The organism is Pseudomonas fluorescens NCIMB 11764 (genome assembly GCF_000293885.2).
GTDB classification, from domain to species: Bacteria; Pseudomonadota; Gammaproteobacteria; order Pseudomonadales; family Pseudomonadaceae; genus Aquipseudomonas; species Aquipseudomonas fluorescens_B.
The window spans coordinates 6951982-6967124 of the sequence record NZ_CP010945.1; the positions used below are offsets into that span (position 1 = coordinate 6951982).

General features: G+C 59.0%; 15 protein-coding genes and 1 tRNA gene. 9 read left to right on the forward strand and 7 right to left on the reverse strand.

Features of this window, described 5'->3' with window-relative positions; translation table 11 throughout:
• Positions 1 to 28 precede the first annotated feature (28 nt).
• Positions 29 to 334, forward strand: coding sequence for a YkgJ family cysteine cluster protein (locus B723_RS31545; RefSeq protein ID WP_017340749.1), 306 nt, complete (start codon positions 29 to 31; stop codon positions 332 to 334).
• Between the two features lie 161 nt (positions 335 to 495).
• Here the strand turns inward: B723_RS31545 and B723_RS31550 are convergent, their stop codons facing one another.
• The 6 genes from B723_RS31550 to hemA all read right to left on the reverse strand — a co-directional run bounded on the left by B723_RS31550 (position 496) and on the right by hemA (position 5853).
• Positions 496 to 1014, reverse strand: a complete 519-nt coding sequence (locus B723_RS31550; RefSeq protein WP_017340750.1) for an acyloxyacyl hydrolase — start codon at positions 1012 to 1014, stop codon at positions 496 to 498.
• A 113-nt stretch (positions 1015 to 1127) separates the two neighbouring features.
• Positions 1128 to 1919, reverse strand: coding sequence for a glutamate racemase (gene murI / locus B723_RS31555; protein WP_017340751.1), 792 nt, complete (start codon positions 1917 to 1919; stop codon positions 1128 to 1130).
• Positions 1912 to 2667, reverse strand: coding sequence for a molybdopterin-synthase adenylyltransferase MoeB (locus B723_RS31560; RefSeq protein ID WP_017340752.1), 756 nt, complete (start codon positions 2665 to 2667; stop codon positions 1912 to 1914). The genes murI and B723_RS31560 overlap by 8 nt, the downstream gene beginning before the upstream one ends.
• A complete protein-coding gene (gene prmC / locus B723_RS31565) occupies positions 2661 to 3491 on the reverse strand; it encodes a peptide chain release factor N(5)-glutamine methyltransferase (protein WP_017340753.1) in 831 nt (276 codons plus the stop codon). The genes B723_RS31560 and prmC overlap by 7 nt, the downstream gene beginning before the upstream one ends.
• On the reverse strand, positions 3488 to 4567 hold the full coding sequence (gene prfA / locus B723_RS31570; RefSeq protein ID WP_017340754.1) for a peptide chain release factor 1: 1080 nt from the start codon (positions 4565 to 4567) through the stop codon (positions 3488 to 3490). Before prfA ends, prmC begins: the two co-directional genes overlap by 4 nt.
• On the reverse strand, positions 4564 to 5853 hold the full coding sequence (hemA, locus tag B723_RS31575; protein ID WP_017340755.1) for a glutamyl-tRNA reductase: 1290 nt from the start codon (positions 5851 to 5853) through the stop codon (positions 4564 to 4566). Before hemA ends, prfA begins: the two co-directional genes overlap by 4 nt.
• A 337-nt stretch (positions 5854 to 6190) precedes the next feature.
• Here hemA and B723_RS31580 point away from each other — a divergent pair, with 337 nt between their 5' ends.
• The 8 genes from B723_RS31580 (at position 6191) to ychF (ending at position 13112) form a co-directional block, all read left to right on the forward strand.
• Positions 6191 to 7915, forward strand: coding sequence for a tetratricopeptide repeat protein (locus B723_RS31580; RefSeq protein ID WP_017340756.1), 1725 nt, complete (start codon positions 6191 to 6193; stop codon positions 7913 to 7915).
• A gap of 4 nt (positions 7916 to 7919) precedes the next feature.
• Positions 7920 to 8537, forward strand: coding sequence for a lipoprotein insertase outer membrane protein LolB (lolB, locus tag B723_RS31585; RefSeq protein ID WP_017340757.1), 618 nt, complete (start codon positions 7920 to 7922; stop codon positions 8535 to 8537).
• 2 nt (positions 8538 to 8539) lie between these two features.
• Positions 8540 to 9391 (forward strand): 4-(cytidine 5'-diphospho)-2-C-methyl-D-erythritol kinase, encoded by an 852-nt coding sequence (ispE, locus tag B723_RS31590; RefSeq protein WP_031319119.1) that lies wholly within the window; start codon positions 8540 to 8542, stop codon positions 9389 to 9391.
• Between the two features lie 36 nt (positions 9392 to 9427).
• Positions 9428 to 9502: transfer RNA gene (locus B723_RS31595), tRNA-Gln, on the forward strand.
• A 46-nt stretch (positions 9503 to 9548) separates the two neighbouring features.
• A complete protein-coding gene (locus tag B723_RS31600; protein ID WP_003208392.1) occupies positions 9549 to 10490 on the forward strand; it encodes a ribose-phosphate pyrophosphokinase in 942 nt (313 codons plus the stop codon).
• Between the two features lie 141 nt (positions 10491 to 10631).
• The gene (locus B723_RS31605) at positions 10632 to 11234 is read left to right on the forward strand and encodes a 50S ribosomal protein L25/general stress protein Ctc (RefSeq protein WP_017340759.1); all 603 of its coding nucleotides are present in this window, start codon (positions 10632 to 10634) and stop codon (positions 11232 to 11234) included.
• Positions 11235 to 11404: 170 nt separating this feature from the next.
• On the forward strand, positions 11405 to 11989 hold the full coding sequence (pth, locus tag B723_RS31610; protein ID WP_008037207.1) for an aminoacyl-tRNA hydrolase: 585 nt from the start codon (positions 11405 to 11407) through the stop codon (positions 11987 to 11989).
• Between the two features lie 22 nt (positions 11990 to 12011).
• Positions 12012 to 13112, forward strand: a complete 1101-nt coding sequence (gene ychF / locus B723_RS31615) for a redox-regulated ATPase YchF (RefSeq protein ID WP_017340760.1) — start codon at positions 12012 to 12014, stop codon at positions 13110 to 13112.
• 134 nt (positions 13113 to 13246) lie between these two features.
• Here ychF and B723_RS31620 read toward each other — a convergent pair whose 3' ends face one another.
• On the reverse strand, positions 13247 to 14464 hold the full coding sequence (locus tag B723_RS31620) for an MFS transporter (RefSeq protein ID WP_017340761.1): 1218 nt from the start codon (positions 14462 to 14464) through the stop codon (positions 13247 to 13249).
• Between the last annotated feature and the right edge of the window lie 679 nt (positions 14465 to 15143).

The window sequence follows — 15143 nt, forward strand, 5'->3', positions numbered from 1 at the left end:
GCCGACCGACTGACTTACACTGCGCGCCATGAAGACCATTCCCCACACACAAATCGCCGAAACGGCGGTCACCTGCTCGACCTGCGCAGCCTGCTGCTGCCAGCTCGAAGTGATGCTGATCACCGACACGGGTGTGCCCGAGCGTTTTATCGATACCGATGATTGGGGCGGGGAAGTCATGCTGCGTCTGGACGACGGCTGGTGTGCCGCGCTGGATCGCAACAGCATGATGTGCACGATCTACGAAAAACGCCCGCTGATCTGCCGGGAATTCGAAATGGGTGCACCGGAGTGCATCGATGAGCGCCAGGGGATTACTACGGCGTATCGGTGATCTGCATTAATGCCGTCACAGTCGCCAAAGCGAGACACAGAACCTGTGGCGAGGGAGCTTGCTCCCGCTGGACAGCGCAGCAGTCCCCTTTCTTATTGACAAGAAATGGGGCCGCTCTGCGCCCCAACGGGAGCAAGCTCCCTCGCCACAATTTTTAAACCTTACAACGGCATCGTGTAGTGCAGTGCGTAACTTTCTACGCCATCGTTCGGGCTGCTGAACCCTGCATTGGAATAGTGCGTCGCACGAATCCCGACTTCATGTCCGCCCGCAAAACGCAGGCCGAAGCCGAAACGGTCTTCGAACTGAAAGGCACTGCCCAGTTTGTTGTCTTCAAGTTCGGTATTCGAGAACAACGCCACGCCAACCCCGAGCTCTACATAAGGCTTGACGTTCTGACCGGCAAACTCATAAACAAGAACCGGCGAAAACGAAAGGCTGTTGTTGCTGGAAGTCTTGTCGCCCTCCCAATAGGTGTAGGCGCCGCTCCAGTACCCGGTCAATCGACCGACATCACTCTGCAACCAACTCGTGTCCCAATCGAATTGCATGCCCAGTCGATAGGTCATGGTCGAATCGCTGGTCTGGCCGACCCCGAACTCCACGCCTGCCGCCTGTGCGCTAACACTTTGCCCCATTAGTGCGGCCGCAATCGCGGCCAAGCAGAATAGTCGCTTCACTAGAAACATCCTTTTCCGAACGATTTCATAGGTTTTTTTTGTTGCTCACCGCTATAGAAGTCCGCGCTTAATCAGAAGTTCACCCCAATTATTCGTTCCCCCAGGATTTTTTTTCATCTCTTGAAGCTTTGCACAACGCCAGCGGTATTCCACAGGATCGGCAAGATATTCCTGAAATGCTCCGGATCGGCACTCGTCCAGAACTGCGCAGCACGTGCAGGTCCCTCGGCGAGCAATTCACGCTCAGCCAACAAGCGCTGAAGTTGCCGCGCTACAGCGGCGCCGGTATCAATCAAGCTGATATCTTCAGGGATCATCTGCTTTAGCAACGGTTTTAGAAAGGGATAATGCGTGCAGCCGAGAATTATCGTGTCGCAGCCGGCGGCGAGCAGCGGCCCTACATAGCTGGCCAGCAATTCACGCAGGGCAGGACTGTGCAAATCGCCGTTTTCAATCAACTCCACCAGCCCCGGACACGGCTGAGTGATCACCCGTACATCGGTGGCGAAGCGGTCGAGTAACGCGGCGAATTTGGCACTCTGCAAGGTGCCGGTGGTGGCGAGCACACCGACCACTCCGCTGCGGGTAGCCGCTGCAGCCGGCTTGACCGCGGGCTCCATGCCGACGATGGGCCAGTCTGGATAATCGCGCCGCAAATCCGCAACGCCGGCGACCGTTGCCGTGTTGCAGGCCAGCACCAAGGCCTTGGCGCCCTGCTGCTGAAAGAAATCGGCCATCACGCGGCAACGCTGCTGGATGAATTCCGGGGTTTTCTCGCCGTAGGGAATATTTCCGCAATCGGCGACGTACAGCAGGGTTTCGTTGGGCAGCAATCGCTGGATCTCGGCCAGCACCGACAGCCCACCGACACCGGAGTCGAACACGCCAATCGGCGCTTCACGCATGTGTCGACCCACAGACGCTGCAACCCGGATCACGCTTGACCCGCAGCTCGCGAAAACGCGAACCCAAGGCATCAATCAACAACAACCGTCCCACCAGCGGCTCGCCGAAACCCACCAGCAGTTTCATCGCTTCCAGCGCCTGGAGGCTGCCGACCAGCCCCACCAGCGGACCGACGACGCCGGCTTCACTGCACGTCAGTTCAGCTTCACTGCCGTGCCCGTATAGACAGTGGTAGCACGGACTTTCAGGTCGACGCGGGTCGAACACCGACAATTGCCCTTCGAGGCGAATCGCCGCGCCGCTGACCAACGGCTTGCCCGCGGCCACGCATGCGGCGTTGACCGCTTCGCGGGTGGAAAAATTGTCGGAGCAGTCCAGCACCAGATCCACGGCCGCAACGGCGGCGGCCAAAGAATCTTCGTCCAGCGCAGTGCGATGAGCGACTAACGTGATCTCGGGGTTGATTGCGCTCAGTCGGCGAATGGCCGAATCGACCTTGGTCTGACCGACGCTGTCGGTGTCGTGAACGATCTGGCGTTGCAGGTTGGTCAGGTCGACGGTGTCGAAGTCCGCCAGATGCAGTTCACCGACGCCAGCCGCGGCGAGGTAAAGCGCGACCGGTGAACCGAGACCGCCAAGACCGACGATCAACACGCGGCTTTCTTTCAGTCGCAACTGACCGTCGATATCGACGTGCTGCAACAGAATCTGCCGACTGTAGCGCAACAATTCCTGATCATTCAGCACGGCAGGCGCCCCAGGCTGATCCGTTGGTGGCCGCCCAGATCGGTGCGGCTGTGGACTTCTTCAAAACCGCGGGTCTGCAGCAGATCGCGTACGGCTTCGGCTTGATCATAACCGTGTTCGAGCATCAACCAGCCACCCGCGTCCAGGTGATCCGGTGCCTGGGCGACGATCAGACGCAAGTCGTCGAGCCCGTCGATACCCGCTACCAGCGCACTGGCCGGTTCGAAACGCACATCGCCTTCCACCAGATGCGGATCGGTTGAAGCAATGTAAGGTGGATTACTGATGATCAGCTGAAAACGCTGACCTTCCAGCGCGCCGAACCAATGGCTGTTCAGCACGGTGGCATTGTTGAGGTGCAGGCGCTGACGATTGCGCTCGGCCAGGGCCACGGCTTCGAGCACGCGATCCACGGCGGTGACGCTCCACGCCGGACGTTCACTGGCCAGGGCCAGGGCGATGGCGCCACTGCCGGTGCCGAGATCGAGGACCTTGGCGGGTGCCGCGGACAACAATTCAAGCGCGGCCTCCACCAGCAATTCGGTGTCGGGGCGCGGGATCAGCGTGTGCGGGGCGACTTCCAGATCGAGTTTCCAGAAACCTTGCTGGCCGAGAATGTACGCCACCGGCTCTCCGCCACGGCGGCGTTGCAGGTATTCGGCGAATTTCAGCGCAGCGTCGCTCGGAACGATGCGCTCCGGCCAGGTGTGCAGAAAACTGCGGGACTTGCCCAGCGCCGCCGCCAGCAGCAATTCGGCATCCAGACGCGCCGTCGGCGAGTCGGGCAAATCAGCGGCGCGCAACAGGCTGGCAATGATCGTCATTCGATGGCCGCCAGTTGGTCAGCCTGATATTCGGCCAGCAACGGCTCGATCACCGCATCGACACCGCCCGCGAGAATTTCATCGAGGGAATACAGCGTCAGGTTGACCCGGTGATCGGTGACCCGGCCCTGAGCAAAGTTATAGGTACGGATCCGCTCCGAGCGATCCCCCGAACCCACCAGCAATTTACGCTCGCTGGCGATGGCATTGGCGGCGGCGCTGGTCTGCTGGTCGTTGAGCTTGGCCGACAGCCAGGACATCGCCCGGGCGCGGTTTTTGTGCTGGGAACGTTCTTCCTGGCACTCGACGACGATACCGGACGGCAAGTGCGTGATGCGGATCGCCGAGTCGGTCTTGTTGACGTGCTGTCCACCGGCGCCAGAGGAACGATACGTGTCGACCCGCAAATCCGCCGGGTTGATCTCGATCGCTTCCTGTTCGTCCGGCTCGGGCAATACCGCCACGGTGCAGGCCGAGGTGTGGATGCGCCCCTGGGATTCAGTGGCCGGAACCCGTTGCACGCGGTGCACGCCGGATTCGAATTTCAGCTTGCCGTAGACGTTATCGCCTTCAACCCGGGCGATGACTTCTTTATAACCGCCGTGTTCGCCGATGTTCTCCGAGAGGATTTCCACCCGCCAGCCACGCCGCTCGGCGTAACGCGAATACATGCGGAACAGGTCGCCGGAGAAAATCGCCGCCTCGTCGCCGCCGGTGCCGGCACGGATTTCGAGGAACACGTTGCGCCCGTCGTTCGGGTCCTTGGGCAGCAAAAGCCGTTGCAGGCTGGCTTCGATCTCGATCAGTTGCTCCTTGGCTTCGCGAACTTCTTCCACGGCCATTTCGCGCATGTCCGGGTCGCTGTCCTTGAGCAGGGCCTGGGCGCCTTCGAGGTCGCTTTGCACCTTGAGCAACTGTTTATAGGTGTCGACGATCGGCTCGACCTCCGCGTACTCCTTGGAATAGGCGCGGAATTTGGTCTGATCGGAAATGACCTCGCCATCGCCAAGCAAGGCGGTCAATTCCTCGAAACGGTCCTGGAGGATGTCCAGCTTATTGAGCAGTGACGCTTTCATTGCGGTTTTTTATCCGAAAAGCTATCCGATGAGCCCTCACCGAGGGCAAAGAGTTCCTGGGCCATGGCCAGTGCGTCGAGGCGACCTTCGGCAGAGAGCTTTTTCAACTGCACGCTCGGTGCGTGCAGGAGTTTGTTGGTCAAGCCTCGCGCCAATTGCACCAGCACGTCTTCGGCGCTGCTGCCATTGGCCAGCATCCGCTGGGCCTTCTGCAATTCTTCGTCACGCAGGCGCTCGCTTTGTTGGCGATAGGCCTTGAGCACATCCACCGCCGCCAGTTCGCGCAGGCGGACCATGAAATCTTCAGCGCCGACCGACACCATCTCTTCCGCCGCTTGCGCAGCGCCCTGACGGCTCTTGAGGTTTTCGGCGACCACTTCGTGGAGATCGTCGACGCTATACAGATAAACGTCGTCCAGCTCGCCGACTTCAGGCTCGATATCGCGCGGTACGGCGATGTCCACCATGAAGATCGGCTTGTGCTTGCGCAGCTTCAAGGCACTTTCCACCGCGCCCTTGCCGAGGATCGGCAACTGGCTGGCGGTGGAGCTGATGACGATGTCGCTGCGCACCAGTTCAGCCGGAATGTCCGAAAGCAACACGGCATGCGCGCCAAACTGCTCGGCCAGAATGCTCGCGCGTTCCAGGGTGCGGTTGGCGACAACGATGCGTTTTACGCCAAGCTCATGCAAATGCCGGGCGACCAGGGTGATGGTCTCGCCGGCGCCGATCAGCAAGGCCTGGCTGCGTTGCAAGTCGCTGAAAATCTGTTTCGCCAGGCTGACCGCGGCAAACGCCACGGACACCGGGTTTTCGCCGATGGCGGTATCGGTGCGCACTTGCTTGGCGGCATTGAACGTCGCCTGAAACAGACGCCCGAGCAGCGGACCGATGGTGCCAGCCTCGCGGGCCACGGCGTAGCAGGATTTCATCTGGCCGAGAATCTGCGGTTCGCCCAACACCAGCGAATCGAGCCCGGAAGCAACCCGCATCATGTGACGAACTGCCGCATCATCTTCGTGCACATAAGCGCTAGCGCGCAGCTCGTCGAGGCTCAAATGGTGATAATCGGCCAGCCAGCGCAGCACGATGTCAGCCGAAAGGTGATCCTGTTCTATATAGAGTTCACTGCGATTGCAGGTGGAGAGGATCGCAGCTTCGCGGCTGTCGGTGAGTCGGCAGAGCTGCTGCAAGGCCTCAACCAGCTGCTCAGGGGTAAAGGCCACGCGCTCGCGGACGTCTACTGAAGCAGTCTTGTGGTTAATACCGAGTGCAAGGAAGGCCATTCAAGGTCGCTGATGGTGACGTGAAGCCGGCAATTGTCCTACTTCGACACAACGAGAACAACTACTCGATCTCTATTGCCCCGGTAGGCGATGCCCGGCTTTGCGAGCGGTTCTCGTTTACACGAAGCGTACACCGGCCCCTGGGGGCGCTGGCTTGCCGGCGATGGACTGAGACACACAGCCAGTTCCCTGTAAAAACTCGTCATCGTTAACGACCATCGCTGGCAAGCCAGCACCCACAGGACACGACGCAGAAGGGAAAATGCCCGGCCGGTTATGTTTGGCCGAAGGCTTGTGTCATGATGATCCGACCGCAGGTTAGTCGTCCTCTTCCTATATGAATAGATCTTCCGCGTTGCTCCTCGCTTTTGTCTTCCTCAGCGGCTGCCAGGCCATGGCACCCGTTTCGTCGGACGGTACGCCGCCGGTCGAAGACAGCACTCCGGCCCCTGAAAAGCCCAAGGTTTACAGCTCATTCAGTGAAGAAACCGTCTTCAGTCTGTTGAGCGCCGAACTGGCTGGCCAACGCAATCGTTTCGACATTGCGCTGGACAACTACGTGACCCAGGCCATCAATACCCAGGATCCGGGCATCTCCGAGCGGGCGTTTCGCATCGCCGAGTACCTGGGCGCCGACCAGGCCGCCCTGGATACCGCGCTGATCTGGGCGAAAAACGCCCCGGACGACCTCGAGGCGCAACGGGCCGCCGCCGTGCAACTGGCGCGCGCCGGGCGTTATGACGACTCCATGGTCTATATGGAGAAAGTCCTGCAAGGCAAGGGCGACACGCATTTCGACTTCCTTGCCCTGTCCGCGGCCGATACCGATCAGGAAACCCGCAACGGCCTGATGAAAAGCTTTGACCGCTTGCTGCAGCGTCATCCCCATAACAGCCAGCTGATTTTCGGCAAGGCCTTGTTGATGCAACAGGACGGCGACAGCAAAGGCTCGCTGGCCTTGCTGGAAGACAACCCGCCGGACGACGGTGAAATCGCCCCCATTCTGCTGCGCGCACGCTTGCTGCAAACCCTTGATCGCGGCGATGAAGCGTTGCCTCTTCTGCAAAAAAGCATCAAGAAATACCCGGACGACAAACGCCTGCGCCTGACTTACGCACGCATGCTGGTCGAACAGGACCGCATGGACGACGCCAAAGCCGAGTTCTCGAGCCTGGTTCAGCAGTACCCGGAAGACGATGAACTGCGATACTCCCTGGCGCTGGTGTGCCTGGAAGCCAAGGCCTGGGACGAGGCCAAGGGCTACCTCGAAGACCTGATCGCCCGGGAAAGCCATGTCGACTCGGCCCATCTGAACCTCGGTCGCATCGCTGAAGAGCGCAACGATCCCCAGGGTGCACTGATCGAATACGCCCAGGTCGGCCCGGGCAACGATTACCTGCCGGCGCAATTGCGTCAGGCCGATATCCTGATGAACAACGGCAAGACCGCCGAAGCACAAAGCCGTCTGGCGAGCGAGCGCGATGAGCAGCCCGACTACGCGATTCAGCTGTACCTGATCGAAGCCGAAACGCTGTCCGCCAACAAACAGCCGGAAAAGGCCTGGAGTGTTTTGCAAAAAGCCTTGCAGCAATACCCGGACGATCTGAATCTGTTGTACACCCGCGCCATGCAGGCGGAAAAACGCAATGACCTGGCGCAGATGGAAAAAGACCTGCGCCTTATCATCAAGCGTGACCCGGACAACGCCATGGCACTGAACGCCCTCGGCTACACCCTGTCCGACCGCACGACGCGTTACGCGGAAGCCAAGGCCCTGATCGAACAGGCACACCAGATCACCCCGGAAGACCCGGCGGTACTCGACAGCCTCGGCTGGGTGAATTTCCGTCTGGGCAATCTTGATGAAGCCGAGCGGTATCTGCGCCAGGCACTGGATCGCTTCCCCGATCAGGAAGTCGCGGCTCACCTGGGTGAAGTCCTGTGGGCCAACGGCAAGCAACGGGAAGCCAAGCAGATCTGGGGCAAATTCCTCAAGGCACAACCCGACAGCCCAATCCTGCGCGGCACCATCAAGCGCCTGACCGGATCAGAGACTCTTTAAGATTATGTTTTTGCGCCACTTCATCGTTTTCAGTTTTATCGCCCTGCTCGCCGGTTGCGCGGGCTTCGGTGCCCGCGAATCGGTTCAGGGCCAGGGCGACGCCAGTCTATGGCGCGTTCACAAAGAGCAACTGACCAGCCTCGACGGCTGGCAGATCAACGGCAAGATCGGCATCCGCGCGCCAAAGGACTCGGGGAGCGGCACGCTGTTCTGGTTGCAACGCCAGTCCTATTACGACATTCGCCTTTCGGGCCCCCTGGGTCGCGGCGCCGCACGCCTGACCGGGCACCCCGGAAAGGTTTCGCTGGAAGTCGCCAATCAGGGGCGCTACGAAGCGCCGACGCCGGAAGTGCTGCTTGAAGAACAGCTCGGCTGGAAGCTGCCGGTGTCGCACCTGGCCTGGTGGGTCCGCGGACTCCCGGCGCCGGACAGCAAAAGTCGCCTGACACTGGATGCCGACAGCCGCCTGGCCAATCTGGATCAGGATGGCTGGCAGGTCGAATACCTGAGTTATGCCGAGCAAAACGGCTTCTGGCTGCCCGAGCGGATCAAACTGCATGGCACCGACCTTGACGTCACGCTGGTGATCAAGGAATGGCAACCTCGCAAACTGGGGCAATGAACATGACGGCCCCACGCTTGACGCTGCCCTCCCCGGCCAAACTCAATTTGATGCTGCACATCCTCGGCCGCCGCGAAGACGGTTACCACGAGTTGCAGACGATTTTTCAGTTTCTCGACTACGGCGATGAAATCACCTTTGCTGTGCGCGACGACGGTGTGATCCGACTGCACACTGAATTCGACGGTGTGCCTCACGACAGCAATCTGATTGTTCGTGCCGCAAAAAAACTTCAGGAGCAATCCGGTTGTTCGCTCGGTATCGACATCTGGATCGAAAAAATTCTGCCCATGGGCGGTGGCATCGGTGGCGGCAGTTCAAATGCCGCGACGACTTTGCTCGGCCTGAATCATCTCTGGCAGCTGGGTTGGGATGAGGATCGGCTGGCCGCACTGGGCCTGACGCTGGGCGCCGACGTCCCGGTTTTCGTGCGTGGCCACGCGGCTTTCGCCGAGGGCGTGGGAGAGAAACTTACCCCTGTAGACCCCGAAGAACCGTGGTATCTCGTGCTTGTGCCGCAAGTATCTGTAAGTACAGCAGAAATTTTTTCAGATCCGTTGTTGACACGTAACTCTTCTCCCATTAAAGTGCGCCCCGTTCCCAAGGGAAACAGTCGAAATGACTGCTTACCGGTGGTAGCAAGGCGTTATCCAGATGTACGTAACGCATTGAATTTGTTAGGTAATTTTACCGAAGCAAAACTAACCGGAACTGGAAGTTGTGTGTTTGGGGGCTTCCCAAGCAAAGCTGAAGCTGATAAAGTCTCGGCCCTTCTTACAGAGACCCTTACAGGGTTTGTAGCAAAAGGAAGCAACGTTTCGATGTTGCATCGCAAGCTGCAAAGTCTGCTCTAAAGGAATCGAGTACTGGGTACTCGTTGCAACAGATACAGGGGCGTCGCCAAGCGGTAAGGCAGCAGGTTTTGATCCTGCCATGCGTTGGTTCGAATCCAGCCGCCCCTGCCATTTTCCTATACTCATCCAGGTTACCCTCAGCCTCTAGGTACTGCGCGTGTCCAAGATGATGGTCTTTACGGGGAACGCTAACCCCGATCTGGCTCGACGTGTCGTACGTCAGCTGCATATCCCTCTCGGTGACATCTCTGTCGGCAAGTTTTCCGACGGCGAAATTACAGCCGAGATCAATGAAAACGTCCGCGGTAAAGACGTCTTCATTATTCAGCCGACTTGCGCTCCGACCAACGATAACCTGATGGAACTGGTAGTGATGGCTGATGCCTTCCGCCGCTCCTCGGCTACTCGTATCACTGCTGTTATTCCTTACTTTGGTTATGCCCGTCAGGATCGCCGTCCGCGTTCCGCACGTGTGGCTATCAGCGCGAAAGTCGTCGCTGACATGCTTACCGTAGTCGGCATCGACCGTGTTCTCACGGTTGATCTGCATGCTGACCAGATCCAGGGTTTCTTCGATATTCCGGTAGATAACATCTACGGCTCCCCAGTATTGGTGGATGACATTGAAGATCAGCGCTTCGAAAACCTGATGATTGTGTCCCCGGACATTGGCGGCGTCGTGCGTGCACGTGCTGTTGCCAAATCCCTGGGCGTGGATCTCGGGATCATCGACAAACGCCGTGAGAAAGCCAATCACTCTGAAGTGATGCATATCATCGGTGATGTCGAAGGGCGTACCTGTATTCTGGTCGATGACATGGTCGATACCGCCGGCACTCTGTGCCACGCGGCAAAGGCTTTGAAAGAGCATGGCGCTGCCAAGGTTTTCGCCTACTGCACACACCCTGTGCTGTCCGGTCGGGCGATCGAAAACATTGAAAATTCCATGCTGGACGAACTGGTGGTGACCAACACCATCCCGTTGTCCGCTGCTGCTCAAGCCTGCTCGCGTATCCGTCAACTGGATATCGCGCCGGTAGTTGCCGAAGCGGTCCGCCGCATCAGCAACGAAGAATCGATCAGCGCGATGTTCCGTTAAGGGCCCTGCCCTTCTCGAACATCTCGTTGACGAAAAGCGCCCCGCCCCGGCATTCCTGTCGGGGCGGGGCTTTTTTGCCCATATCGCCTTTAGCGCTGGTCGCAAACGCTGGGGCGAATGTGGTTATTTTGGAGATACAACATGAACGAATTTACTCTGAATGCTGAAGTGCGTTCCGACCTGGGGAAAGGTGCGAGCCGCCGCCTGCGTCGTCTCGCAAGCCTGGTACCAGCTGTAGTTTACGGTGGCGAAAAAGCCCCTGAATCCATCAGCATGCTGGCTAAAGAAGTTGCCAAACTGCTCGAAAACGAAGCGGCTTACAGCCACATCATCGAGCTGAACGTTGGCGGCACCAAGCAAAACGTAATCATCAAGGCTCTGCAGCGTCACCCGGCCAAAGGCCACGTGATGCACGCTGACTTCGTACGCGTTGTAGCTGGCCAGAAACTGACCGCTATCGTGCCTGTACACTTTGTTGGTGAAGAAGCTCCGATCAAGAAAGGCGGCGAAGTTTCGCACGTTGTTGCCGAGATCGAAGTGAGCTGCCTGCCTAAGGACCTGCCTGAATTCATCGAAGTCGACCTGGCTAACGCCGAAATCGGCTCGATCATTCACCTGTCCGACCTCAAAGCCCCTAAAGGCGTTGAGTTTGTTGCTCTGGCACACGGCGATGACAAGGCTGTTGCCAACGTCCACGCTCCACGTGTTGCTCCAGAAGCTACCGAAGAAGGCGCAGCAGAGTAATTTACTCTGTGATGCCGGAGTGACCCGGTAACATCGCGGACTGGAACGTAGCGAGAAAGCGGGCGAGAACGCGGAGTTTACATAATGGTAAATGAGCACTTGTCGTCCACTTTCGCCGCACACCCAGGTTGCGGCGATGTTATCCACCACTCCAAGGAAGGGCCCCTATCGTGACTGCCATCAAACTGATCGTTGGCCTGGGAAATCCAGGCGCTGAATACGAACAGACCCGGCATAACGCAGGGGCCCTTTTTGTTGAGCGCATCGCGAACGCACAAGGCGTGAACCTTGTGGCGGATCGCAAATATTTCGGCCTGACCGGGCGCTATTCGCATCAGGGTCAGGATGTTCGTCTGCTGATCCCCACCACGTACATGAACCGCAGCGGCCAGGCCGTAGCGGCGCTTGCCGGCTTCTTTCGCATCAAGCCGGAAGAAATCCTCGTGGCGCATGACGAACTCGACCTGCCACCGGGCGTTGCCAAACTCAAACAGGGCGGCGGCCATGGCGGTCACAACGGGTTGCGCGACATCATCGCGCAATTGGGCAATCAGAATACCTTCTACCGCTTGCGGCTTGGCATTGGCCACCCGGGCGTAGCCAGTATGGTTTCAAATTTCGTCCTGGGTCGTGCGCCACGCGCCGAACAGGAAAAACTCGATGCCAGCATCGACTTTGCCCTCGGCGTGCTGCCGGATATCCTCGCCGGGGAATGGAACCGCGCGATGAAAAACCTGCACAGCCAGAAGGCCTGACTCTTATCCGAGGGGAAACACCATGGGATTCAATTGCGGCATCGTCGGCCTGCCTAACGTCGGCAAGTCCACCCTGTTCAACGCCCTGACCAAATCCGGGATCGCGGCCGAGAACTTCCCCTTCTGCACCATCGAGCCGAACACCGGTATCGTGCCGATGCCGGATCCACGACTGGAAGCCCTGGCGGCCATCGTCAATCCAAAGCGCATCCTGCCGACCACCATGGAATTCGTCGACATCGCGGGCCTCGTTGCCGGCGCCTCGAAAGGTGAAGGCCTGGGCAACAAATTCCTCGCCAACATCCGTGAAACCGATGCCATCGCCCACGTGGTCCGCTGCTTCGAAGACGAGAACGTGATTCACGTCTCCAACAGCGTCGACCCGAAACGCGACATCGAGATCATCGACCTGGAACTGATCTTTGCCGACCTCGACAGCTGCGAAAAGCAACTGCAGAAAGTCGCCCGTAACGCCAAGGGCGGGGACAAGGACGCCGTTGTCCAGAAGGGCCTGCTGGAGCAGTTGATCGCTCACTTCACCCTCGGCAAACCTGCGCGCACCTTGATGAAGAACATGGCAGCCGACGACAAGGCGGTGATCCGTGGCTTCCACCTGCTGACCACCAAGCCGGTCATGTACATCGCCAACGTCGCCGAAGACGGTTTCGAGAACAACCCGCTGCTGGACATCGTCAAAGCCATCGCCGAAGAAGAAGGCGCCATGGTGGTTCCGGTCTGCAACAAGATCGAAGCCGAAATCGCCGAGCTGGAAGACGGCGAAGAAAAAGACATGTTCCTCGAAGCCCTGGGCCTGGAAGAACCTGGCCTTAACCGCGTGATCCGCGCCGGCTACGAAATGCTGCACCTGCAGACCTACTTCACCGCCGGTGTCGAAGAAGTCCGCGCCTGGACCGTCCGCGTCGGTGCCACCGCACCGCAAGCCGCCGGCGTGATCCACACCGACTTCGAAAAAGGCTTCATCCGCGCCGAAGTCATCGCCTACGACGACTTCATCCAGTACAAGGGCGAAGCCGGCGCCAAAGAAGCCGGTAAATGGCGTCTGGAAGGCAAGGACTACATCGTGAAAGACGGCGACGTGATGCACTTCCGCTTCAACGTCTGAGTCATTCAGGACGGGACACCCGCCCAAGAAAAAGCCGCGTTTGATACGCGGCCTTTTTGCACCTGAAATAAATACCTGCCACACCATCAATCTTCTGAGCGAGCAGCTCGCTCCCTCAGGAGGATGCTGTCAGATCATGCCTTATTGGTTCTTGGCAGCAAGATTGCCAACACACCCAACAGCGGCAGGAACGAGCACAGGAAGTACACGTATTCGATACCGTGCACGTCCGCCAGGTGCCCCAGCAACGCCGCGCCAATCCCGCCGAAACCGAACATCAGCCCGAAGAACACCCCGGCGATCATCCCGACATTGCCCGGCACCAATTCCTGTGCATAAACCACAATGGCCGAGAATGCCGAAGCCAGGATGAAGCCGATCACCACGCTCAGAATGCTGGTCCAGAACAAGTCAACATGCGGCAGGATCAAGGTGAACGGCGCGACCCCAAGGATCGAAAACCAGATCACCGCCTTACGCCCGATCTTGTCGCCGATCGGTCCACCGAAGAACGTCCCCGCCGCCACCGCCCCCAGAAACAGGAATAAATGCAGCTGCGAACTGGCCACCGACAGGTCGAACTTCTCGATCAGGTAGAAGGTGAAGTAGCTGGTGAAGCTGGCCATGTAGAAGTACTTGGAGAACACCAGCAACCCGAGCACCACCAGCGCGCTGATAACCCGGCCCTTCGACAAGCCATGCGTCGCCGCCTGGCCTTGCTTGAGTTTGAACAGGCTCAGGTGATTGGCGTACCAGCGGCTGATCCGGTAAAGCACAAACAGCGCAAACACTGCGAACAAACCAAACCACGCCACATGGCCCTGACCGAACGGAATGATGATCGCCGCCGCCAGCAACGGGCCGAAAGCGGAGCCCGCGTTACCGCCCACCTGGAAAGTCGATTGCGCCAGGCCAAATCGCCCGCCCGACGCCAGCCGCGCCACGCGAGATGCTTCCGGGTGAAAGGTCGACGAGCCGATGCCGATCAACCCCGCCGCCAGCAGAATCAATGGAAAGGTGCCGACCACCGACATCATCAAAATACCGATCAATGTGCACACCGTCCCGGCCGGCAGCAGCCAGGGTTTGGGGTGGCGATCGGTGTGGTAACCGACCCACGGCTGCAATAGCGAAGCGGTCAGCTGGAAGGTCAGGGTGATCAGGCCGACCTGGGTAAAGGTCAGGCCATAGTTGGCCTTGAGCATCGGATAGATCGAAGGCAGCACCGACTGAATCAGGTCGTTGATCAAATGCGCCAGCGCCACGGCGCCGATGATGCGCATGACCAGAGGGCTGCTTTGTGAAGTCGCGGATGCCGGCGTCGCGCCGGTCTGGGCATTGCTGATAGCCATGGGAAATTCCGTACAACAGATGGGTGCACACGGGCAGGTGGGTCAATGTGCCATTTTTCAGTGCAGCAGCGCCATCCCCTTAGCCAGCTAACGAACTAAATTCAGACGGTAATAGCGCAACGCCATGGTCTGAATCTTGCCTTGTTTATTCCCTTCAACGCGGCGCCCTTACAAAGGGCACCGAGAATGGGAAGTTTCGCTACAGAGTCGGCCTACAGAGCTGGCGAGGGTGAACTTTCGAGGCCTTTAAAACGGGCACATGTCGCGGTCGCTACGACCTCGACGCACGCGATTGGTGCGTGGTGTCCAGGGGAGTTATGGGGCATGCAGGCTTTTTTATCTCCGGGGATCGGGTTGCTGGGGCGTTTTGGCTTCGCCCGCAAGTTTCAGCTGTTGTTTCTGCTGTTTATCCTGCCACTCGCAGGCAGCTTGCTGATGATCGGCCAGGACTATCGCGCCAAACTCAACCTGATTTCCGGCGAGCGTGCCGGGGTCCGGCAACTGCTCGCGCTGGATGCGCTGGATAACCTGCTCGCCGCCCAGCGTGACCGCGCCGCGCGCTGGCGTGCCACCGAGACCAATCGCCAGCCGACACCGGCCACTCTTGCTGCGATGGCTGCGTTCGATGCGGTTCAGCCAGCGGTCGCCCAAGCCACCACGGACCTTGGCAACGCGTTGC

Bases quoted from the DNA above. Each gene is read 5' to 3' on its own strand.
- B723_RS31620 (WP_017340761.1), bottom strand. From the start codon at position 14,464: ATGGCTATCAGCAATGCCCAGACCGGCGCGACGCCGGCATCCGCGACT.
- ispE (WP_031319119.1), top strand. From the start codon at position 8,540: ATGACGGCCCCACGCTTGACGCTGCCCTCCCCGGCCAAACTCAATTTG.
- B723_RS31545 (WP_017340749.1), top strand. From the start codon at position 29: ATGAAGACCATTCCCCACACACAAATCGCCGAAACGGCGGTCACCTGC.
- murI (WP_017340751.1), bottom strand. From the start codon at position 1,919: ATGCGTGAAGCGCCGATTGGCGTGTTCGACTCCGGTGTCGGTGGGCTG.
- prfA (WP_017340754.1), bottom strand. From the start codon at position 4,567: ATGAAAGCGTCACTGCTCAATAAGCTGGACATCCTCCAGGACCGTTTC.
- hemA (WP_017340755.1), bottom strand. From the start codon at position 5,853: ATGGCCTTCCTTGCACTCGGTATTAACCACAAGACTGCTTCAGTAGAC.
- lolB (WP_017340757.1), top strand. From the start codon at position 7,920: ATGTTTTTGCGCCACTTCATCGTTTTCAGTTTTATCGCCCTGCTCGCC.
- prmC (WP_017340753.1), bottom strand. From the start codon at position 3,491: ATGACGATCATTGCCAGCCTGTTGCGCGCCGCTGATTTGCCCGACTCG.
- B723_RS31605 (WP_017340759.1), top strand. From the start codon at position 10,632: ATGAACGAATTTACTCTGAATGCTGAAGTGCGTTCCGACCTGGGGAAA.
- B723_RS31580 (WP_017340756.1), top strand. From the start codon at position 6,191: ATGAATAGATCTTCCGCGTTGCTCCTCGCTTTTGTCTTCCTCAGCGGC.
- ychF (WP_017340760.1), top strand. From the start codon at position 12,012: ATGGGATTCAATTGCGGCATCGTCGGCCTGCCTAACGTCGGCAAGTCC.